Annotated in this window: 18 protein-coding genes; 11 read left to right on the forward strand and 7 right to left on the reverse strand. The window is 59.8% G+C overall.

Going from position 1 to position 20,620, the window contains the following annotated elements:
* The 4 genes from pdhA to KTAU_RS02520 form a co-directional block, all read right to left on the reverse strand.
* Nucleotides 1-1,053: a pyruvate dehydrogenase (acetyl-transferring) E1 component subunit alpha gene (gene pdhA, locus KTAU_RS02505; RefSeq protein WP_151726875.1), complete on the reverse strand. Its 1,053-nt coding sequence runs from the start codon at nucleotides 1,051-1,053 to the stop codon at nucleotides 1-3.
* 163 nt (nucleotides 1,054-1,216) lie between these two features.
* Nucleotides 1,217-1,687, reverse strand: coding sequence for a CBS domain-containing protein (locus KTAU_RS02510; RefSeq protein ID WP_151726876.1), 471 nt, complete (start codon nucleotides 1,685-1,687; stop codon nucleotides 1,217-1,219).
* A gap of 494 nt (nucleotides 1,688-2,181) precedes the next feature.
* Entirely contained in the window at nucleotides 2,182-3,387 is a 1,206-nt protein-coding gene (locus KTAU_RS02515) for an alpha-hydroxy-acid oxidizing protein (protein ID WP_151726877.1), read from the reverse strand.
* A gap of 157 nt (nucleotides 3,388-3,544) precedes the next feature.
* Entirely contained in the window at nucleotides 3,545-4,222 is a 678-nt protein-coding gene (locus KTAU_RS02520; protein WP_151726878.1) for a helix-turn-helix transcriptional regulator, read from the reverse strand.
* 505 nt (nucleotides 4,223-4,727) lie between these two features.
* On the opposite strand from KTAU_RS02520, the gene KTAU_RS02525 reads away from it, so the two are divergent.
* Entirely contained in the window at nucleotides 4,728-5,636 is a 909-nt protein-coding gene (locus tag KTAU_RS02525) for a Rieske (2Fe-2S) protein (RefSeq protein WP_151726879.1), read from the forward strand.
* 151 nt (nucleotides 5,637-5,787) lie between these two features.
* Here the strand turns inward: KTAU_RS02525 and KTAU_RS02530 are convergent, their stop codons facing one another.
* The 3 genes from KTAU_RS02530 to KTAU_RS02540 all read right to left on the reverse strand — a co-directional run bounded on the left by KTAU_RS02530 (nucleotide 5,788) and on the right by KTAU_RS02540 (nucleotide 8,336).
* Nucleotides 5,788-6,036, reverse strand: a complete 249-nt coding sequence (locus tag KTAU_RS02530; protein ID WP_112428347.1) for a helix-turn-helix domain-containing protein — start codon at nucleotides 6,034-6,036, stop codon at nucleotides 5,788-5,790.
* Between the two features lie 745 nt (nucleotides 6,037-6,781).
* A complete protein-coding gene (locus KTAU_RS02535; protein WP_151726880.1) occupies nucleotides 6,782-7,690 on the reverse strand; it encodes a C39 family peptidase in 909 nt (302 codons plus the stop codon).
* Nucleotides 7,691-7,856: 166 nt separating this feature from the next.
* Nucleotides 7,857-8,336 (reverse strand): hypothetical protein, encoded by a 480-nt coding sequence (locus KTAU_RS02540; protein WP_151726881.1) that lies wholly within the window; start codon nucleotides 8,334-8,336, stop codon nucleotides 7,857-7,859.
* Between the two features lie 395 nt (nucleotides 8,337-8,731).
* Here KTAU_RS02540 and KTAU_RS02545 point away from each other — a divergent pair, with 395 nt between their 5' ends.
* The 10 genes from KTAU_RS02545 to KTAU_RS02590 all read left to right on the forward strand — a co-directional run bounded on the left by KTAU_RS02545 (nucleotide 8,732) and on the right by KTAU_RS02590 (nucleotide 20,343).
* Nucleotides 8,732-9,835, forward strand: a complete 1,104-nt coding sequence (locus tag KTAU_RS02545; protein ID WP_170293005.1) for a toprim domain-containing protein — start codon at nucleotides 8,732-8,734, stop codon at nucleotides 9,833-9,835.
* 129 nt (nucleotides 9,836-9,964) lie between these two features.
* Complete coding sequence (locus KTAU_RS02550) at nucleotides 9,965-11,968, forward strand: acetoacetate--CoA ligase (protein ID WP_151726883.1); 2,004 nt, start codon at nucleotides 9,965-9,967, stop codon at nucleotides 11,966-11,968.
* A 682-nt stretch (nucleotides 11,969-12,650) separates the two neighbouring features.
* Nucleotides 12,651-13,577 carry a pyrroloquinoline quinone biosynthesis protein PqqB gene (gene pqqB, locus KTAU_RS02555; protein WP_151726884.1) on the forward strand — a complete coding sequence of 309 codons (927 nt, stop codon included), beginning with the start codon at nucleotides 12,651-12,653 and terminating at the stop codon, nucleotides 13,575-13,577.
* Nucleotides 13,578-13,667: 90 nt separating this feature from the next.
* The gene (pqqC, locus tag KTAU_RS02560; protein WP_151726885.1) at nucleotides 13,668-14,444 is read left to right on the forward strand and encodes a pyrroloquinoline-quinone synthase PqqC; all 777 of its coding nucleotides are present in this window, start codon (nucleotides 13,668-13,670) and stop codon (nucleotides 14,442-14,444) included.
* A complete protein-coding gene (gene pqqD, locus KTAU_RS02565; RefSeq protein WP_151726886.1) occupies nucleotides 14,441-14,746 on the forward strand; it encodes a pyrroloquinoline quinone biosynthesis peptide chaperone PqqD in 306 nt (101 codons plus the stop codon). Before pqqC ends, pqqD begins: the two co-directional genes overlap by 4 nt.
* Before the next feature lie 109 nt (nucleotides 14,747-14,855).
* A complete protein-coding gene (gene pqqE / locus KTAU_RS02570) occupies nucleotides 14,856-16,073 on the forward strand; it encodes a pyrroloquinoline quinone biosynthesis protein PqqE (protein ID WP_151727646.1) in 1,218 nt (405 codons plus the stop codon).
* Between the two features lie 111 nt (nucleotides 16,074-16,184).
* The gene (locus tag KTAU_RS02575; RefSeq protein WP_151726887.1) at nucleotides 16,185-16,427 is read left to right on the forward strand and encodes a DUF2630 family protein; all 243 of its coding nucleotides are present in this window, start codon (nucleotides 16,185-16,187) and stop codon (nucleotides 16,425-16,427) included.
* Nucleotides 16,428-16,585: 158 nt separating this feature from the next.
* On the forward strand, nucleotides 16,586-17,191 hold the full coding sequence (locus tag KTAU_RS02580; protein ID WP_151726888.1) for a hypothetical protein: 606 nt from the start codon (nucleotides 16,586-16,588) through the stop codon (nucleotides 17,189-17,191).
* Nucleotides 17,188-19,749 carry a peptidase domain-containing ABC transporter gene (locus KTAU_RS02585; protein ID WP_151726889.1) on the forward strand — a complete coding sequence of 854 codons (2,562 nt, stop codon included), beginning with the start codon at nucleotides 17,188-17,190 and terminating at the stop codon, nucleotides 19,747-19,749. The genes KTAU_RS02580 and KTAU_RS02585 overlap by 4 nt, the downstream gene beginning before the upstream one ends.
* Nucleotides 19,750-20,094: 345 nt before the next feature.
* Complete coding sequence (locus tag KTAU_RS02590) at nucleotides 20,095-20,343, forward strand: mersacidin/lichenicidin family type 2 lantibiotic (RefSeq protein ID WP_069803490.1); 249 nt, start codon at nucleotides 20,095-20,097, stop codon at nucleotides 20,341-20,343.
* Nucleotides 20,344-20,620: the final 277 nt, after the last annotated feature.

Genomic DNA, 20,620 nt, shown 5'->3' on the forward strand with positions numbered 1-20,620 from the left:
TCAGCGCCCTCCCTCACCGGCATAGACAAAGTCGTAGAGTTCCTCGACCGAAGGAAACTCGCTCTCCTCGGCAAAGCGCACCGCCTCCTCGACCTCCTGCTGAGCCCGCGTCTCCAACTCCTGGCGCGTGGCCTCATCCATCAATCCCGCCTCCTTGAGCCGGGTCGCGTAGAGCAGGATGGGATCACGCTCGCGCCAGCGCCGTACCTCATCTTCGGGACGATAGCGATCAGGATCAACCACCGAGTGGCCACGGAAGCGATAGCTGACCGCCTCGATCAGGCTTGGCTCACGCTCCTCACGCGCAATACGAGCCGCCGTGCGTACGGCCTCTAAAACCGCCAGAAGATCGGTCCCATCAACGCGCTCGCTGCGCATGTCATAGGCACAGGCCTTGCGATAGAGGTCGGGGACCGCCGAGCCTTGGTCGACACGCGTGCCCATGCCGTACTGATTGTTGACAATGAGGAAGACCACCGGCAGCCGATAGAGCTTGGCCAGGTTGAGCGACTCGTGGAAAGGGCCTCCATTAGTGGTACCATCGCCCATCTGGCAGGCCACAATCTCACGCGCGCCCCGATAGGCCAGGGCAAAGGCCGCTCCTACCGCCAACGGCAACTGCCCACCGACAATGCCATAGCCCCCCATGAAGCGGCGCTTCAGGTCAAAGAGATGCATCGACCCTCCACGACCCCTGGAGCAGCCGGTCTTTTTGCCGAACAGCTCGGCCATGACGACGGCAGGCGAGATGCCACGGCAGATGGCATAGCCATGCTCACGGTAGTTGGTATAGACGTAATCGTCGGCTTCCAGGCCGGCACAGAAGCCGACAACAGTGGCCTCTTCGCCAAGATTGAGGTGACAGTAGCCGCCGATGCGCGCACGGGTGTACATCTCACCGGCCTTCTCCTCAAAATAGCGAATAAGGACCATCTGGTAATAGTAATTGAGCAGCGTTTCGCGGTCCGTTCCTTCGAGCAGCGAAGCAGGGGAGCGGGGGTCACCCGGTCCGGCCCCCTGCGCGGCTGCCTTCCGTTGCTGTCTGGTCTCCATAGGTACACTACTTCTTCTTTCTGGCTAATCGACACTGCATCAACAAGATGAGCTTGATCGTTATTGATCCGGTCGTCCTAATGAGCCGGAACAAGGAAGAGCGGGCGCAGAACCAGTACCGCGCTGCCAGCCTGGGCGTCGTTTCTACCAGGCAAGCAGGCGACTAGAAACCAGGAGGAGCCGGTTCGGCTGGCGCCACCATTTGTGGCGCTGCACAGCGAGGACAGCACTCTGGCGGTTCCTCGCCAGGCGCCACCTCACCACAGACGGGACAGGTCCAGCGTGTCGCCACCTCCCTGACCAGGTCAGCGCGGCTCACGATGCCCACCAGCCGCCCCTCACGAAGCACCGGCAAGCGTCGAATACGCCGATTGACGAGCAGCTGAGCCACATCCTCCAGGTCGGTCTCCTCAGTGACGCTGATCAGACCACGGGTCATAATCTCCCGCACAAAGCGGCCCTGACGCGCCAGGACATCGTGCTCAGTGACAAGGCCTGTGATCATCCCCTCTTCATTGACCACAGGCAACCCACTGACTCGATGGCGCGCCATCAAAGCTGCAGCCTGCTGTCGTGTCTGGTCCTCATGGACCGTGACTACCCGTGTGGTCATCACATCTTTGACTTTTCTCATCGCCTGTCATCTCCTCTGAGCTTCTAGTCTGCAGGAGTACTCTCTTCCCCACCAGCAGACAGGGCAACTCATCCTCTCGCAGGCGATGCACTTCTTCTCTGAACCTTCTGCTGAATGCTCTTCTGTTCCTTCTTAGGGCTTGTTAGCAGGCGCCCCCTTCCTGAAAAGCAGGAGCCAGCGCCGCGACAAGCCGCTTTCCTGGCAACCTCCCAGCGATCTTAAGTGGGCGCACCGCCCCATCAGGCTGGCTCGTCTGCCAGCAGCCTCAGTTAGCCAGCTAACAACTCGCTCCCCCTTCTCTGGCACACACTGCCCCTTCCGTGGCCAGAGAGGGGAAGAAGAAACCAATCCAATCGTTCTGTCGCTGCCGCTAGACCAGGCTTCCTGCAGGACAGGCTTGCCCTGACCAGCTGCTTCGCCAGCGGGATGCCTGTCCGGCTACTTTCCTCGCCCACAGATAGGGGCGGCGCTCCTCGCTGTTCTTCTTTATCTTATCACGCCCTTGCCGCTTTGGCGAGGGCTGAACGATCTAGCGAGCTGACGGAGACGAAACCACTCAGGGCCAGGGTGAGGTCCAGATCGGCCAGCATGTTCTGCAGCACCTCGCGCACACCAGCCTCTCCACCCAGAGCCAGCCCCCAGATATAGGGGCGCCCCAGCAAGACGGCCCGCGCCCCCAGCGCCAGCGCCTTGACAATATCGGCTCCCTGCCGAATACCGCTATCGAATAGCACAGGAACCTGTCCAGCGACGGCCTCCACGACCCCCGGCAACGCCTCCAGCGCCGCAATGGCGCCCGCTACCTGGCGTCCCCCATGATTGGAGACAATCACGCCGTCGACCCCACACGCTACTGCCCGGCGCGCATCATCAGGATGGAGAATCCCTTTGAGCAAGACGGGTAGTCGCGTGTGTTGACGAAGGAAAGCGAGGTCTTCCCACTGGAGTGTCAGATGACCGAAGCTGGAGACATACTTCTGAATAGCAGGAAAGGGGTTTTCTTCAGGAGGCTGGGGCAAATCTCGGCGGAAGACAGGATCGCTCAAGTAGTTAGCCAATCCTTGTGCCTGCAGGAATGGCAGATAGGCCCGCTGCAGATCACGCGGACGCCAGCCGATCAAACGTGTATCGAGCGTGACCACGATCGCGCCGTAGCCGGCCCGCTCAGCTCGCTGAACAAGGCTCGCACAGAACTCGGCATCGGCAGGCCAATAGAGCTGGAACCAACGCGCTCCATCGCCTGCTGCCTGAGCTACCTCCTCCAGCGTATAGGAGGAGACCGTGCTCAAAATAAAGGGAATGCCCAGCGAAGCCGCAGCCCGCGCCACTGCCAGCTCGGCTTCGGGGTGGATGATCGACTGCACACCGATCGGGGCAAGCAACAAAGGCGCTGGCAGGCGTAGCCCTAACAGCTCGACGCTGAGATCACGCTGGGCAATATTGCCCAGCATACGCGGGACGATGGACCAGCGTTGAAAGGCCGCAAGGTTAGCCTGCATGGTATCCTCAGCGCCAGCACCCCCAGCCACGTAGTCATACGCCTCGGGACTTAGGCGCTCTTTGGCACGCCGTTCCAGCTCATGCACATCCAGAGGTAAAGTCGGCAGCTGTCCCTGTAGCCCTGCCATGTAGATTTGAAACTGGCGTTCGCTGCCATAGGGCGGCGAGGCATGGCCGCCCTCGTGGGGAGTCTCTGACATCGCGGCTCTGTCCTTTCCTTCCCTGGGGATTGCTGCAAGGCCGTTTCCTCTTCATTGTACCATGACAGGCTCTGCTGTTGAAAGCAGCAAAGAGGATAAACAAGAGAGAGAGCACTGAAAGGGGCCCTCCCTGGCCCCGCCTCGACCGGGCTGAAGCTCAGTGCTCAGTGATAAGATCAATCTCAAAGCAGCACTGCGGTCGCTCTCCGCAGCAACAACAGGCCCGCACAGGCAAAGCTGTCAACTCAGCCAACAGCGCTTCGACCAGCAGACAGAGACGGGGATGAGAGGGGATCAGCGCAGCCAGTGGACAGCTCATGGCACGTAGACGAGCCTGGCCGCCAGGGCAATCGCTCCGTCCCTCCACCGCTACCTCTAGCTCAGCTAAAGCCCCGAGTTCGTTGAGCACCGCCACCGCCCAACGCACGCGACTCAGCGGCTCGCTCGACCGACTTTGCTCACTGGCCCGCCAGCGCTGCGCCAGGCGGTGGCCGATGGTCCGCAGTAGTCGCTCTAGCTCCGCGGCAGGGAGCTGCTCGGTCAGTAACTCAAGGAGCGTATCGAGGGTCGGGAGGTAGGCACGCGGAAAGAGACGATCGGCAGCTGGAGCCAGCTCGTAAAGGTAAGCCGGCTTCCCTTGAGCAGCACGCCGCTCTCCTCGTTGGACAACAAAGCCATCACGCTCCAGCGCCGCCAGGTGAGCACGCACGGCATTATCGCTCAGCCCTAGCTCCCGGGCCAATTCTTCAACGGTGGCCCCCTGGCGAGAGAGTAAAGCTACAATGCGCCCGCGCGTGCTCCTGAAAAAGCGCCGATGCGCCTGATTGCCAGTCATCGGTCTTGCACTTCCTGATCGAGAGGACAAACAATTAGCGCTTGCTTTGCCTCAGTTTAGCAGAGAGCCAGCCTTATGTCAATAAATTCTTTGACTTTCTTGACTTTCCCGAGCGAGTATGGTATATCCAAAAGAGGGAGAGAGTCCTGGAAGCTGCCCGATGCGCTAGTGGACGGATCGGGCAGGCTTTTTTAGCCAAAGCACAACTGCCTGCTATCTGCTGACGCCTGTTTGCTTCCTGCACAGCAGGAGCGGCTAGCCAGAGACGGAGGGGCAATGGCGAGCAACGCCAGCCGGTCGAGGCCTGGCCAGCGCACGCGCTGACGTGGTCAAGGCCCACTGTATACGGTCTTGCCAGCCATTGCCCTCTGTCTTTCCGTGCGCAGAGGCGAGAGGCGCTTAACCTGGCAACAGGCAGGAAGGACGAGGGGGAAGGCCGCTCTTGAGGCCAGAGTTGGAGCATGGGCAGGTTGTCAGCCCTTGTGAAGAGACGAAGGAGAGCACCATGAGCGACACGACGCATGAGCCGGTCCCGTCAACGACCAACGTTTGGCAGTCTTTCGCCGACCGCTTTGGTGACAGTCTGCAGGCTCTGGCCCGCGCGCTGACTGGAGGCACACAGAAGCCACCACGCTTCCTGAAAAGCTTACTCAGCGGCACCTTTGGAGGCCATCCTCTGCATCCGGCCATCACCGATATTCCGATCGGCGCCTGGACCCTGACCGCCATTCTCGACATTATCTGGCTGGCAGCACCGGCTAGCAATAGCTGGGCCGCGCGCGGGGCGCTGGTCGGAGCCATCGTCGGGTTGATTGCTGCTCTGGGAGCGCTGTTTACCGGTCTGGCCGACTGGAGCGATACCTATGGAGCTGAGCGCACGGTCGGCTTCTATCATGGCTTGCTCAACACGGCGGCTTTTCTCCTCTATCTGGTCTCATTGATCCTGCGCCTGCTCTCTCCTCTGAACGAAAGCATCGCCGCCGCCGTGCTCGGCTTCATCGGCTTCGTGGCTATTCTGGTGGCCGGCTATTTAGGCGGAGACATGGTCTTTGTGAAGGGCACCAACGTGAACCATACTGCCTGGGAGGCGGCAGGCGAGGACTTCGAGCCAGTCCTCCCGGCAAGCAATATTGAGGAGGGACACCTCTATCGCGTGACAGTAGCCGGTGTGCCCGTGGTACTGCTCCGTCGCGGCGAGCAGTACTATGCAATTTCAGCAACCTGCCCCCATGCCGGGGGACCTCTGGACGAAGGAACGCTGGATGGGGATGTGGTGGAATGTCCCTGGCATGGCTCACGCTTCTGCGTGCGCGATGGGCGAGTGCTGACTGGCCCAGCAACCGTGCCGGCTCCGCGCTATGCGGTACGCGTTCGCAATGGCCAGGTTGAACTACGCCGTTTGGGTGGGCACTGATCAGAGAGACAGGAGCCTCCTGGTAGCGCTCGTCATGTCAGGATAGTCCCCAGCGCCACTTTCCACACAAAAGGACCCGAGAGAGATCCCCTCGGGTCCAGCTTTTTTCTGTAGTCAGATCACCGCATAACTGCCGCTGATCCGACCCGCTTCACGACGCGGCAGTTGCGGGCGTGTTGAGCAACTCATCCAGCGTATTCTTCTTGACACGATAGACCTCACGCTTGCCCTTGTGCGGCAAGGTAATGGCCTGCAGGGCACCGGTCTTGATCCAGCGGCGCACCGTGGTGTCATCAACACGCAGGCGCTTCGCTACCTCGCTGACAGTGAGCAGCTCTGTCGTATACTCTTCACGAGAATCGCGCTCGCGATCCACAACTGCACTTTCCCGACGAGCCATAGGTTTCCCTCTCCTCTCTACTGAATTCGATCGGATTACAGTCCCAGGCAGTTCGCCTGGAGCGTTCTATCATTTCCAGCTAATATGAGTAAAACACTCCTCTATTAAGAGGAACTGTGAATTAGCTGAAATTTCGCTGAGAATTTGGAACTCCCGATCTGCCCGTCCCGCCAGGGAAGCGGCTCAGTTTGCCTGAAAAGGAAGAGACAGAACCTCAGCAGCTTCCTCGCTTGGGGCCGGGAAATTGAGACTTTTCACTTCTCCGATTTTATAATAGCACATTTCCGATCTATTATCCAATCCACTGGTAATAACAACGGGGAAGCCGGATAATCTTCCCGGCCAGCGAACAGCCGTATCTAGAGAAGAGAGAAGCGGGGAGCTGAGGGAGCATAGAAGCACATGATCAACCCGGCAAAGCAGAGGAGAAGCGGCAGAGGCCGTCTGAGCGCTGCGCCCATTGATGTTGATCCAGCACGGTTCCTGATCAGGAGGATTGATCTCCCAATGGGGACGAAAGGAGGAGTAGAGGTGATCACTGCCCTTGCCTGGAAACAGGAGCAGCCGGGGAGGGTACTCCCCGGCTCTCTAGCTGTCAAGCCAAGACGTTTGCTGGCAGCTATGAGGTCTCCCTCTATCCAGCCCGAGATAGGAGGATGGACATTCGAAAGATCTGTTCCAGCGCCAGAGCGGTGCCAGCCTTGGGGTCCAGCATCAGGGCAGGGACGCCTTCCGCTGGCCTTGCTTACTCAAGAGGCGTTACCACAGCCGCATAGCCTCCCCACCACTGGAGGAACTGCTCCCGGCTGAGGACATGGCGATCCCAGGCCGACGAGTCGGCCAGATAGACCGATGTTGCATCGCCACCGAGCACGACGAGCAAATGGCCGCCAGCATAGCGATCTGGTGGGAAGCTTACGATCACAGGGGCTCCACTGTTGGCCACGGCCAGCAGCTGCTCCAGGGACCAGTGCTCACCCCACTCGGTGCGAAAGCCAAAGTGGGCCGCAGTGATAGCAATGCCATCTGGCGATACCAGGCCCAGCTCCGGCGTGATTTGCCCGAGAGCTGCCTCGACGTGCAGCACGTCGCTGATGCGATAGTGCCGGCCATAGGCATTAAAGACCTCCGTCATGGCTGCTGCTGAACATGCAGAATAGGCCCAGGTGTCATATTCTTCTTGAGAAGCATACTGGGCAGGATCAAGCTGGGAGATACGTACAAGACTGCGCGAGGCGTTGAAGCCATGAGGTAGGGTCTGGAGATCAAGTGTCTGGCCGTGATTGTTGCGGAAAAAGGTGAGCGCCGCGTTCAGCGTCAGCTGTCCCCCATCGGCCAGAGCACTGGTCATCGAGAGCGCCAGAAGAACCATTACCAGCAGCACCAGCGAGAGGATCACACGCCAACGCCGGTACCAGGGCGCTGGAACCACCTGAGCGAACCAGGGCTTCCCCTCCTGGCCGTCTTGTGCCCGCTGCAGAAGGCGGGCAGTACGAGCGGTCAAACTCGCTTGCTCTCCTGAAGAGGAGACGAGGAGAGCACTCGCCAGCCCCTCACGCCGCAACCAGCGCTCAAGCCAGCTTCCACGGCGCCAAAGACTCAACCCCAGCATGAGCAGAAGCAGCGCGCTCGCCAGCACCACAACGGGGATCACAGAGCAACCTCCCGGTTCTTCATCTCCATAAACACATCAACATCATTTACCAGAAGTATCCCGGGAGTTGAGGGCTTCCGTCAAATCAATCCCACAATAGTACCATATGAAGCATGCTGGCACAGATTAAGACGCGCGGGAGCCTGGCGGTTAGAGGTCAAGATGGCTACTGGACCAGCGGCGGCTCTTCTCGTGGATACTCAACCTGCGGCTCTTCGTACTGCTGCTGAGGACGCCTCACCGCCGGTTGAGCCTGCTGTGGCTGTGACTCGGCAGCCACGCTCGAGCGTGGGTCCGTCTGGGCACGATAGCCCTGGTGATAGCGTCGCTCAGGCTCTCCTGGCTGGCTGCCCGGGTAAGAGGTCTGGTAGGTATCCATTGGTCCCGGCGGCGCCTGCGGCGGCTGCTGCTGCCATTGCCACATGCCACCGCTCATCGGCCAGCTGCGCCCCGCCCCCGGCCCCTGCTCGGCAAAGAGTACAGAAAGGGCCCAGGCAAGCAAGGCGATGAAGAAGATGCTCAGCATAATGCCGAACATCGCGCTACCCCACCCCCACCACCAATGCGCCGGACCCAGGAAAAACAGAGGAATAAACCACCAGAAAAACCAACCCCGGTGGCGCCCAAAACGGTTTCGTCGGTACATTGTCGATCCTCTCTATCTCTCAACAAGCGCACGAAAGGCGGAACTTCTATGCAAGTGCGTCCTTTTCCTGCAGCTTCTGATCTTCATTGCGCCATTCTCTCAAAGACAGAGTATAACAGATAGCTATCGCTGTCAAGGAAGAGGAGCATCCTCTTCTCCCTTCTCTCTTACTTACAGAGGAGAACGCTGGCAGGTTGCATAACTCCAAGAGTCTGCCTGTTTCTCTCTCCCGCCACGTCTGCAACCGGGGCGATTGCAGAAAGTTCTGGCCTGGCGTCACGGCTCGCCTGACATTCGACAGGCCAGAACAAATATTCTATAATCTCCAGTAGAAATAGAAAGAGAGCAGCGCTGCGAGGATGGAAGGACGGGGAAAGCGCCAAAGGGAGCAGAGGATGGCCAGTATGATCACCGTCTTCACCCGTCGAGGCAAACGGATCGAGATTCTCTCACAGAGCGAACTACGCTATCCGCGCCTAACAGGCAGCCGGGTGCGCGCCTTCTGTCCGATTCACGGCAGTGATCATCAACGCTCACTCTCGATCGACCCAGCCAGCGGCTGGGGCTATTGCTTTAACGCCGCCTGTCAAGCCAAAGTCCTGATAGCCGAATGGAATCCAGGTGCGGCCCACCAGCTCCTGGTCGCCAACGCCAGCGGTGGTCGAGGACAGGCAATCGATCAGGAAGGGCCGACTGGAAGCCAGACCTCCCCGCGCTTTCGCTGGCTGAGCCAGCCAGAAGAACGGCCCAGTACCGTCAGCGTTCTGAGCCGCTGGCAAGAAGAGGAGCGGCGTATATTGCAAGCCCTGGAACCCACCATGCAGGCAGCGCTGAAGTCCAGCAGCCAGGGGCGCGCCTACCTGCGCGAGCGGGCCATTCCTCTGGAGATCGCTCTTACTGGTGGCGTTGGCCTCCTGACGCCGACGATCATCACGCGCCTGACGCGCTCCAAACAGCGGCGCCTCCTGCAACGCTGGAGCGGGCGGCTGATCTTCCCTCTTCAAGCAGAAACCACAAGAGGCTACATCGGGCGCACGCTCGCAGGGTGGCAGCATGGAATGGATGAAAACGCTCATAAGCAGCTCTTAGAGCGTCTCGGTCGCCCACAGCGCTGGATCAAAACCAATCCTGCTGGCTGTTTTAGCCTGCCACGAGAGCAGCTTGCCCCTCAGCTCATCGTGGTTGAAGGAACCTTCGATCGTCTAGCTTTGCTGGCGGCTGGCTTTCGAGCGAATGAAGTGGTCGCTCTGGCAGGCACCGCACTGCCCCTCAGCTGGCTCCCTGCTCAGGTTCGCAGCGTGCTGCTGGCCCTCGATGGCGACGAGGGAGGACGCGAGGCCGCCGCTCGTCTCAGCGCGCAACTCCGCGAGCAAGGGCGGTCAGTCAGCTGTTGCCTGATGCCCCTGGACGGACAGGGTAAGGACTGGAATGAGCGCTGGCGCCTGTCTGGTCGCGCAGGCTTGCAGCCGCTACTGGACAGCTATCGCCGTCTGTATTGACTTGTCTCTACGCGCGACATAGACTTACTTACAGCAGAAAAAGAACAACCACCAGCGCGGGCCGACCTGTCTCCCTGCCTCGAAGGTCAAGGGCCCCGAAGCCCATCTGTTTGAAAGGAGTACGAGCCGATGAGTACCTCGTTCAACGCCGAACAGCCCCTATGGGAGCCTTCAGAGGAACTAAAAGAGCAAGCCAATATTACGCACTATATGCGCTGGCTTGCCGAGCAGCGCGGCAAGCAATTCGCCAGCCGCCATGAGCTTTGGGAGTGGTCGGTCACCGACCTTGAAGGCTTCTGGTCCTCGCTCTGGGACTATTTTCAGATCCAGGCCAGCCAGCCATATACTCAGGTGCTGGCCAGCCGCAGCATGCCTGGAGCCAGATGGTTCCCAGGCGCCGAGCTGAACTACGCTCAGCATGTCTTCCGCCAGGCCAGCGCTGAGCATCCGGCCATCATCTTCCGCTCCGAACGCGAACCCTGGCGCGCCCTCTCTTGGAAGGAGCTAGAGCAGGCAGTGGGAGCCATCGCCCAGGGCCTGCGACAACTCGGCATTAAGCGCGGCGACCGGGTCGTGGCCTATTTACCTAATATCCCGGAGACAGTGATCGCCTTCCTCGCCTGCGCCAGCCTTGGCGCTATCTGGTCTAGCTGCTCGCCCGACTTCGGCACCAGCAGCGTCGTTGACCGTTTTCGGCAGATTGAGCCACGGGTGCTCTTCGCCGTCGATGGCTACCAATACAATGGGCGCCCCTTCGACCGCAGGGGAGTGCTGGCCGAGCTTCAGACAGCCCTGCCTACACTCGAACATACCATCATCATTCCTTACCTGCACGCTACCCCCGAGGAGGCCAGCGCCGGCCTCAGCAAGACCATTCCCTGGAGCAGCCTGCTCGCCCAACCAGCCCCCCTCACCTTCGAGCAGGTCCCTTTCGAGCATCCACTCTGGGTACTCTATTCCTCTGGCACCACCGGCCTGCCCAAAGCGATCGTGCAGGGCCAAGGCGGCATCCTGCTGGAGCATCTCAAGGTGCTCTCACTGGAGAGCAATCTTAAACCAGGCGACCGCTTCTTCTGGTTCACTTCTACAGGCTGGATGATGTGGAATTTCCTGGTGAGCGGCCTGCTGGTCGGGGCCACAATCTTGCTCTACGATGGCGCTCCCGGCTATCCAGATATGAACACCCTCTGGCGCTTTGCTCAGGACAGCAGTATGAATCTGTTCGGGACAAGCGCCGCTTACATTTCCAGTTGCATGAAAGCTGGCATCGAGCCAGGAAAGCAGTTCGACCTCAGCCAGCTCCGTTGTATCGGTTCTACTGGCTCACCTCTGCCACCAGAAGGCTTCCGCTGGATCTATGAGCACGTCAAGCGCGATGTCTGGCTGGCCTCGGTCAGCGGCGGCACCGATGTCTGCTCGGCCTTCGTCGGCGGCTGCGTCCTGCTTCCCGTCTATGCGGGCGAAATCCAGTGTCGTGCGCTCGGCGCCCGCGTCGAGGCCTTCGACGAAGAGGGGCACTCTTTAATCGATGAGGTCGGCGAACTGGTGGTCACGGCGCCGATGCCCTCAATGCCACTCTTCTTCTGGAACGATCCAGATAATCGCCGCTACCGTGAAAGTTACTTCGAAATGTACCCGGGCGTCTGGCGCCACGGCGACTGGATCAAGATCACCCCACGCGGGGGCGCCATCATCTACGGTCGCTCAGATTCGACGATCAATCGCCAGGGGATTCGCATGGGAAGCAGCGAGATCTACCGCGTCGTCGAGAGCTTTCCCGAGGTGCTCGATAGCCTGGTTGTTGGAGTAGAGCGCCCCGGTGGCGGCTATTACCTGCCCCTGTTCGTTGTGCTGCGCGAGGGAGTTCACCTCGATGAAGACCTTCAGCGCCGTTTGAAGGAGGCCCTGCGCCGCGAGATCTCGCCGCATCATGTGCCTGACGAGATCATTGCCATTCCCGAGGTGCCCCGCACACTGAGCGGCAAGAAAATGGAGGTGCCAGTCAAGAAGTTGCTCCTGGGTATGCCTTTGGAGAAGGCGGCCAGCCCCGACGCGATGAGCAATCCTCAGGCGATCCAGTTCTTCGTTGACTTCGTCCGCCAACTCCAGGCCCGCTCGGGCAGTACGCCCTAGGCTCCGCCAGCCCCGCCGCTCCTCATCTCGCTTCATAGATGGATATACATTTATTATTTATTGGGGTTGGTTATAATGGAGGTGTAGCTTTGCCCAGCGCACAAGCGAAGCAAGGCCGAAGAGAGTGAGGCACTGGTCGACGGGCCGTCCACCAGTTCGTCGGCGGTTATCTCGACGGATGGACTGGAGGGCAAGCTGACTGGTAAGAGAGGAGACGGGGTGAGGAGCGGAGGACTATGGATGAGCATGGTCAGAATGTCCTCCGCAGAGGCGTGCTTGAGAAGCGTACTGCGCTGGAACTCTGTGCAGCCTGAAAAGGGAAAGGAGCAACATGCAAGAAAAGCCCCGGTGGGTCAAGCCGTCCTTCGAAGTCATTGCGGTGAGCCTTGAATGCACTGCCTATGCAGGCGTACTCCTGTTGTTTGAACCTCAAAAGAGACAGTAGTACCGCGCTAGGCAGGGAGAGAGCAGGCAGAGGGCGCTAATAGAGGAAGGGTGAGCCGTAGAGGGGGGAGGCGGCGACTGAGCAGGTCCTGCCTCCTCCCTGCTTCCCGTCTGGTTCCTGTCAATGCCCTGTCTGGTTTTGCCTGGTTGGCCTGGGCTGCGGAAAGTGAGTGAACTCCTCCAAGGATTGACATGGAAGGGAGAGGCAGCCCGTTCAGGGATTAGAAAAACAAGAAAAATGTTAGTGCGTCTGCTCGGTACAGCAGCAGGAGGAGGCTTCCCGCAGTGGAACTGCAATTGCTCGAACTGCCGGGGTCTACGTGCGGGAGAGCTGATGGCGAAGGCACGCACACAGTCTTGTGTGGCGGTGAGCGCCGACGGCGAGCGCTGGTTTCTACTCAATGCCTCCCCCGATCTGCGCACTCAGCTTGAAGGTTTTCCACCTCTGTGGCCCCCTGCCTCTTGCAGGCGCGGCACGCCTATCGAGGCCATTTTGCTGACCGACGCCGACCTCGATCATACTCTCGGCCTCCTGCTCCTTCGGGAGCGTTCGGCTTTGACTATCTATGCGCCTGCGGCAGTTCAGCAAGCCCTGCGCCAGGGACTGGCCCTACCACAGTTGCTCGCTCATTACTGCTGCGTCGAGTGGCGTGAACCCGCCGAAGAGCTGGCTCCTCTGCCCACTGCGGCGGGCCATGCAAGCGGCCTTCTCTACCAGGCTATCCCTCTGACCGGCAAGCCTCCGCGCTACCTCGCAGAGGCCAGTACGCTCGCAACCGGCTCGTCGTTCCGTGTTGGCTATTATCTCACGGATGTGCGGACTGGCGGACGTCTGCTTTTCCTACCAGGGCTAGCCCGACAAGAGGAGCAGCTGCAGCCCTACCTGCGAGCCTGCGACGCCATTCTCCTTGACGGCACCTTTTGGAGCGAGCATGAGCTGCAGGAGCAGGGTCTCGTCCAGGCAACGGCAAGCAGCATGGGTCATCTTCCAATCAGCGGGCCAGCGGGCAGTCTGGCCTGGTTAACGCAGCTTCCTATTCCCTATCGCATCTATACCCATATCAACAACACCAATCCGATCCTGGTCGAGGACTCGCCCCAGCATGCCACCGTGTACGCTGCCGGGGTCATCATCGGCTGGGACGGCCTAGAATTGCAGCTATGATTGCGCACGCCCTCATCTCACCTGCCGCTGACCAGAGGATCGCAGGGTAGATAAGCAAGCTAGCTAGCAAGAGCGAAGAGAGGAGCTACTATGAGCACAACGATTCTTGAGCCTTGGGATCACGAGACCTTCGTCGCCCAACTGCGAGCTGTTGGCATGACTCGCTATCATCATCTCCATCCTTTTCATCAAGCTATGAATAGGGGCGCCCTTTCTCCTGAGCAGATCCGCGCCTGGATCGTGAACCGCTTCTATTACCAGCAGCATATTCCTATGAAAGATGCCGCAATCATTGCCAATTGTCCTCTCCCAGAGGTCCGCCGGCTCTGGCTTCACCGCATCAGCGATCACGATGGCGAGCACGAGGATGAGGGCGGCATTGCAGCTTGGCTGAAGCTGGCCGAAGCAAGCGGCCTCTCACGCGAGGAGGTGCTGAGCGGACAGCACGTGCTGCCTGGCGTCCGCTTCGCCGTCGACGCCTATGTGACTTTCGCCCGCCAGCAGCCGTGGCCTCTGGCGGTAGCCTCCTCGTTGACTGAGCTGTTCTCTCCCGATCTGATGAGCGAGCGCCTGGCCGCCTTTGAGCGCTATTACACCTGGATTAGCCCGGAGGGATTGGCCTATTTCCGGGCCCGTTTGCAGCAGGCACCACGCGACGCGGCACAGGCACTGGAGTTGACTGTGCGCTACTGCACAACGCGCCAGCTTCAGGAGGGCGCTGTCCAGGCGCTCGCTTTTAAATGTGATGTGCTCTGGAGCATGCTCGACGCTCTGCAGTTCGCCTATGGCCCCTTGCCTGGCGAGCCGGCGCTGGCAGCGGCCAGCACCAGCGCCCCCACTCCCGCCCCACAGGAAGGTCGCCTATGAGCACGCCTGGCGAAGACAGTTTTCCACCACCAAAGGTGCTGCGTCCCTGCCTGCTTCCCAGGGCACGGCTGGAAATCGATCGTCTCAGCCAGCAGCCTATTCTGCTCTATCCCGAAGGAGTGATGATGCTCAATGAAACTGCCGCTGCTATCTTGCAGCTCTGCAACGGCGAGTATACGCTGGCCGATATCCTGCGAGAGCTGGCGAACCGTTACGAGGCCAGTCCCGAGCAGCTGCAGGCTGATGTCTACGAATACCTTTGTTCGCTGCGGGATCAGAATCTCGTCGCCTGGCTAGAGTAGATCAGCTCGGCTTTCTCCTTCGCCCGCTATCGGCTTCAGCACAGGATCGATCGCCAGACAGGTTGTATAGCCAGAGAGGACAATGAACATGACGCTCAACGAGCAGCAGATGAAGCCGTCTCCTTCACCAGGCACACATCAGCCAGAGGGTGCTCTTTCTCAGACTGCCCTGGGCAGTACGCTGCGGCCATTCGGTTTGCTGGCCGAGTTGACCTATCGCTGTCCGCTCCGTTGTCCTTACTGCTCGAATCCGACTCAGATTCTCTCAGATCAGCGACAGCCTGAGCTGACGACTAGCGAGTGGCAGCGCGTGATCAGCGAGGCTGCCACCCTCGGGGTTTTGCATCTGCTCTTTTCAGGCGGTGAGCCACTCCTGCGGCGTGATTTGCCCATCCTTGTTGATAGCGCTCGCACCGTTGGTCTTTATACCAATCTGATCACCAGCGCCCTTGGCTTGACACAGCGCCGTCTACAGGAATTGCGGGAAGCCGGTCTTGATAGCGTTCAGATCAGCTTCCAAGCCGACGAAGCCGCCCTGGCCGATGGCATTGCCGGCTGTCCGGGCGCTCATGAGCGCAAGCTAGAGGCCGCGCGCCTGGTCAACGCCTGTGGCCTGCCCCTGACGATCAATGTGGTGCTTCACCGCGGCAACATCGAGCGCCTGCCGGCACTGATCGCACTGGCCGAGCGGCTAGGCGCTCAGCGCCTGGAGCTGGCCAGCACGCAATACCTGGGCTGGGCCTTCTGCAACAAAGTCGCGCTGCTCCCCACAAGGGCTCAGGTGCAGCAGGCCGAAACGATTGTGCGCGCTGCTCAGGAGCGCCTGCGCGGACGTATGGAGGTCATCTATGTCTGGCCCGATTACTATGCTGAACGTCCCAAGCCCTGCCTGTATGGCTGGGGGCGCCGTTATCTGACCATTACCCCCGAGGGTGAGGTCCTGCCCTGCCAGACCGCCCGCATCATTCCCAACCTGCATTTTGACAATGTGCGCCAGCATTCCCTGGCCTGGATCTGGCAGCGATCAGCGGCCTTTGAGCGTTTCCGCGGCAGCCATTGGATGCCTGAACCTTGCCGGAGCTGCCCGCTACGTGAGCAGGACTTCGGCGGTTGCCGCTGCCAGGCCTTCCTGCTGACAGGCGATGCCGCCAATACCGACCCCGCCTGTAGTCTCTCCCCTCACCGTGCCCGTCTGCTCGCCATCCTCAGCGAGGTTGAGCAGCAGTCAGGCTCCTCGTCCAGCTTCCACAGCCCTTTCGCCCCCGACGGGCAGCCTCTGATACCCATCCTCTTCCGCACCAATCCCAAATCCTGCCCAGGGGAATAAGCTGGGGCACCTCCGAGTTTTACTTCTATGCTGTGGCTGGAGACAACCAGCATGAAAGCATTGCAGGTAGACCGCTGTGCGATCGTTCAAGAGAGGAGGTAATCGCTAGCGATGGATGATGCGGAAATTCTGCAGCGTATTGACGAACTGGTGGATGAGGAACACAAACTGCTCAAGAAGGCGGAAGAAGAGGGGCTCACGGACGAGGAGCGCATACGCATGAAAGAGCTAGAGACTCGCCTTGATCAGTGTTGGGACCTGCTGCGCCAGCGGCGAGCGCGCCGCCATGCCCATCTCAACCCCGATGAGGCTCAGCCTCGCGATCCTCGTATCGTTGAGCATTACCTGCAATAACGCTCGCTGCCCAAGATCGGCCTATTCCCAGAGAGGCAGCCTGGCTGCCTCTCTGTCCTTTCTCTCCATATCCTCTCCTCGCCCAATTGGTCCACTTCATATAATGCACTTAGAGGCTCTTTCTCTATTCCTTCTGGTAGCAAGGCAGAATAAGATCGATGCAAGTACATCAACGTCCTATTTTTCGTCAGCGTGCACTGCACCATCATCTCTATGGACGAGAAAAAGATATTCTCCCGCATTTCATGGCATTGCCCGTACCCGTGCTGCTCTGGCTGCTCTTCGGGCTGCTTTTCGCTGCCGCAGCGCTCGCCTGGACAACGGAGATCCCGACCTACACCGTTGGCCCGGGCGTGGTACTAGACGCGGAAGCTTCCAGCGAGCGGTTCCAGCTGCAGTCACAGGGTGCCTTTGCGCTGATCTTCCTTCCTTGGGAAGCACACCAGAGGCTGCGACCAGGGCAACCTGTGCAAATTACCTTACCAGCCACCAATCTCACGCTGAATAGTCACATAGCGCGCATTTTGCCAGGTGTCACCAGTCCTGCCACCGCCTGCACCTACTATACTACGGCTAATTCGCACCAGGCGTCATCACCGGTCACGTACCCCTCAGTAGCTGTACTGGTACCATTAGGCCAGCAGCTCTCAGCTAGCGTCTATGCTGGAACGGGTCTGACAGCGCAGGTACAGACCGGTTTCACCCGCCTTATCAACTTGCTGCCAGGGGCCGGGATGTTGTTGGGAGGCCAGCGAGCGTTATGATGCACGACTACGGACAGCAAGGACAGTATGGACAGGAAGCAACCCAGGATCGCGACTATGTAGACATCTTCGATCCACAAGAATATATCACTGCACGCCGACCGCTCAAGCGACGGCGTATTCGTCCGATCGTCCTCCAGCAGGAGGGCGACTATCCAGCCATTCGTCCTCATCTGCGCCTGCCAGTCAGGCAGAAGCCAGCGTCAGCAGCAACACCAGTAGCGCCCGCCGCTGCAGCCGAAGGCAAGCAGGCAGACGAGCAACAGCAGCCTGCCGCAGCGGAGGCCTGCCCCCCTCAGCAACAAGGTCAGGCCAGGCCAGCGGTCGAGGCAGGCGCGCAGAGTAAGCGCTCCAGAAAGCAAACCTGGTCTGGCCGAGGATGGCGACGGCGACGCGTCCGTCCCCTCACCCAAATGAACGTCGTCGAGTGCGGCTATGCCTGTCTGGCGATGATCCTCAACTATTACGGACGCCCTACCTCAGTCTCCGAGCTACGCATGCGGCATGGCCTGGGGCGCGACGGCCTCTCAGCGCTGAGCATCGTGAAAGCAGCCCGGAGCTATGGTCTGCGCACACGCGCCATCTCATTGCAGCGCACCGAGGACTTCCAGGCCGTTCCGCTTCCGGCAGTGGTCCACTGGGAATTTAAGCACTTCATTGTCGTTGAGCGCTGGACTCCCCGCTGGGTGGAAGTCATCGACCCCGCCTGGGGGCGCAAGCGACTCACCCCCGAAGAATTCGATGCTGGCTTCACCGGCATCGTGATCCTTTTTGAACCAGGAGTACATTTCAGCACCGAGGGCAGCGCTCACCGCGTTACTCTCTGGATGCAGGTCAAGCAGTTCGCCCGTCAAACGCGCGGCGCCCTGCTTCAGGTGCTTGGAGCCTCACTCTTCCTGCAGCTCTTTGGCCTGCTCCTGCCGCTGCTCACCAAGATCGTCATCGATCAGATCCTGCCAGCTCATATGGTCGATATCATGGGTATTCTGGGCCTCGGCCTGCTGCTGCTCCTCGCCACCCAGGCTACCACCACGATCCTTCGCGAGTGGTTGCTGGTCTATCTGCGGGCCCGCGTCGACATCCAGCTGGTGCTCGGTTTCTTCGAGCATCTCCTCACCCTGCCCTTCAGCTTCTTCCAGCAGCGCTCGAGCGGCGACCTGCTTCAGCGCCTGGGGAGCAACACCATCATCCGCGACACGCTGAGCAACCAGCTTATCTCAACCCTGCTTGACAGCGGCACGGTCATCGCTTATCTCTTCATCCTGCTCTGGCAATCGCCGATCTTCGCGCTCCTGACCCTTGGCCTGGGACTGCTGCAGGTGCTGGTCCTTTTGGGGACCCATCGCATTGTGCTGGACCTGGCCAGCCGCGATCTGGCGGCCCAAGGCAAAGCTCAGGGCTATCTGGCCGAGACCCTGGCCGGAATGGCCACGCTCAAGGCCGCCGGCGCCGAGCAGCGCGCTCTCGAACGATGGTCGAATCTCTTCTACGAGCGCCTGAATATCACTCTGCGCCTCAGCTACCTCCAGGCCGGCATCAATACGGCCATGACGATTCTACGGATCTTCTCGCCTATCGCCCTGCTGTGGATCGGCGCCTACCAGGTTCTCAATGGCCATCTCAGCGTCGGTACCATGCTCGCCCTCAATACACTAGCCAGCGCTTTCCTGACTCCCGTGGCCTCGCTCGTCAGCAGCGGACAACAGTTCCAGATCCTCTACGCCCACCTGGAGCGCCTGACCGACGTCACGACAGCCGAACCGGAGCAGGACATCGAGAAGGCTCAGCTACCTCCGCGACTCAGCGGGCGCATCTACGTGCAGAATGTGAGCTTCCAATATGGACCAGATTCGCCACGGGTGCTGAAGCAGATCAATATCCGTATTGAGCCGGGTCAGAAAATCGCTATTGTCGGGCGCACTGGCTCGGGCAAGAGCACGCTGGGTAAGCTCTTGCTGGCTCTCTATACGCCAACCGAAGGCGAGATCTACTACGATGGACTGCCGCTGAGCCAGCTCAACTACCAGGAGGTGCGGCGCCAATTCGGCGTCGTTCTCCAGGACAGCCAGATCTTCAGTGGCTCCATCTTGCAGAATATCACGCTCAATGATCCCAATGTCCCCTATGAGCGCATCGTGAAAGCAGCAACCGCCGCGGCTATCCACGAGGATATCATGCGTATGCCACTGGGCTACGATACTCCGGTGGCCGAAGGCGGCAGTGCCCTCTCGGGCGGTCAACGGCAGCGCCTCTGCCTCGCACGCGCCCTGGTCAATGAACCAGCCATCTTGCTCCTCGATGAAGCCACCAGCCATCTCGATGTGCTTACTGAACAGCGCGTCTCTGAGAACCTGCGCGCCTATCCCTGTACGCAGATTATCATCGCCCACCGTCTGAGTACTATCCGCGATGCTGATCTGATCCTGGTCATGCACGATGGCATGATCATCGAGCAGGGGACTCACGAGCAGCTACTCCAGCTGAATGGCTACTACGCTCAGCTTATGCGGCAGCAACTTGAACAGGAGGAACGCCAGGCTCGCGCTGGCGCCCGTTAAGGCGCGACCCCGAGCCTGGCCCCCATTGATCACTGATCCTCCCTGCTCTTCTCTCCGCTCGCTTCATCCTCTCTGTTTCACTATCTCTCTTCCTTCTTCCTCCCTTACAAATGATATATTGAAACTTATGTATTTGGCTTTATCCGTACAATGTACTTAGGCGTTCGGGTAGCAAATACGCTTTGAACGTATTTTGTTCAGGCAGGTCAGCCGGACGTCGAAGGGCCACCTTGGGGGCGTCAGGAAGCCACCTGCCTGGGCAGCGTTATCCCAAAGCGTAGACGGGGTGCCCGAACGCACGACACCACAACAACACCAAAGGTACAAGAAAGGAAACGCACGCACATGAAGTTCGACATCGTTCGCGCATGGAAAGATGAAGCCTATCGCCAGAGCCTCAGCGAGGAGGAGCTCAGCCTGCTGCCTGAGAGCCCCATCGGTGAGGTCGAGCTGACTGATGCAGATCTGGAGGCCGTCCAGGGCGGTCACGGCAACACCGACGAGTGCAATAACACGGTTGCCGTGCTCTGTCTGCAGTCCCTGGCTGTGCTCCTCGGCCTCTGCAATACCAACGCCGCCGGCGGCTGTCTCTAGCAGTCGTCGCCCCACACCAGGGGTCTCGGTATGGCCTGATCAGGATATACAGAGGGTTGGGATGCCTGACTCCGTCCCGACCCTCTGTTCGCGCCAGTTAAGGCTGCCCTGACAAGACACTCCCAGCCACCTGGCGCTCGTTTATCTAGCCAGACCAGAATAGTAGAGTAGACGAGCAGGCGCCTGCTGAACTCTTATCCCAGGGAATCCCATCCACAGCCCTCTGCCTGTCAGCGCTTGCTCCGAGCCGGGTCAAACCTCCGAGAACGATCAATGA

It is taken from the genome of Thermogemmatispora aurantia (assembly GCF_008974285.1).
Taxonomy (GTDB): domain Bacteria; phylum Chloroflexota; class Ktedonobacteria; order Ktedonobacterales; family Ktedonobacteraceae; genus Thermogemmatispora; species Thermogemmatispora aurantia.

Excerpts from the sequence above, each read along its gene's own strand:
- pdhA (WP_151726875.1), bottom strand. The coding sequence starts at position 1,053 with ATGGAGACCAGACAGCAACGGAAGGCAGCCGCGCAGGGGGCCGGACCG.
- KTAU_RS02510 (WP_151726876.1), bottom strand. The coding sequence starts at position 1,687 with ATGAGAAAAGTCAAAGATGTGATGACCACACGGGTAGTCACGGTCCAT.
- KTAU_RS02515 (WP_151726877.1), bottom strand. The coding sequence starts at position 3,387 with ATGTCAGAGACTCCCCACGAGGGCGGCCATGCCTCGCCGCCCTATGGC.
- KTAU_RS02520 (WP_151726878.1), bottom strand. The coding sequence starts at position 4,222 with ATGACTGGCAATCAGGCGCATCGGCGCTTTTTCAGGAGCACGCGCGGG.
- KTAU_RS02525 (WP_151726879.1), top strand. The coding sequence starts at position 4,728 with ATGAGCGACACGACGCATGAGCCGGTCCCGTCAACGACCAACGTTTGG.
- KTAU_RS02530 (WP_112428347.1), bottom strand. The coding sequence starts at position 6,036 with ATGGCTCGTCGGGAAAGTGCAGTTGTGGATCGCGAGCGCGATTCTCGT.
- KTAU_RS02540 (WP_151726881.1), bottom strand. The coding sequence starts at position 8,336 with ATGTACCGACGAAACCGTTTTGGGCGCCACCGGGGTTGGTTTTTCTGG.
- KTAU_RS02545 (WP_170293005.1), top strand. The coding sequence starts at position 8,732 with ATGGCCAGTATGATCACCGTCTTCACCCGTCGAGGCAAACGGATCGAG.
- KTAU_RS02550 (WP_151726883.1), top strand. The coding sequence starts at position 9,965 with ATGAGTACCTCGTTCAACGCCGAACAGCCCCTATGGGAGCCTTCAGAG.
- pqqB (WP_151726884.1), top strand. The coding sequence starts at position 12,651 with ATGTTAGTGCGTCTGCTCGGTACAGCAGCAGGAGGAGGCTTCCCGCAG.
- pqqC (WP_151726885.1), top strand. The coding sequence starts at position 13,668 with ATGAGCACAACGATTCTTGAGCCTTGGGATCACGAGACCTTCGTCGCC.
- pqqD (WP_151726886.1), top strand. The coding sequence starts at position 14,441 with ATGAGCACGCCTGGCGAAGACAGTTTTCCACCACCAAAGGTGCTGCGT.
- pqqE (WP_151727646.1), top strand. The coding sequence starts at position 14,856 with ATGAAGCCGTCTCCTTCACCAGGCACACATCAGCCAGAGGGTGCTCTT.
- KTAU_RS02575 (WP_151726887.1), top strand. The coding sequence starts at position 16,185 with ATGGATGATGCGGAAATTCTGCAGCGTATTGACGAACTGGTGGATGAG.
- KTAU_RS02580 (WP_151726888.1), top strand. The coding sequence starts at position 16,586 with ATGCAAGTACATCAACGTCCTATTTTTCGTCAGCGTGCACTGCACCAT.
- KTAU_RS02585 (WP_151726889.1), top strand. The coding sequence starts at position 17,188 with ATGATGCACGACTACGGACAGCAAGGACAGTATGGACAGGAAGCAACC.
- KTAU_RS02590 (WP_069803490.1), top strand. The coding sequence starts at position 20,095 with ATGAAGTTCGACATCGTTCGCGCATGGAAAGATGAAGCCTATCGCCAG.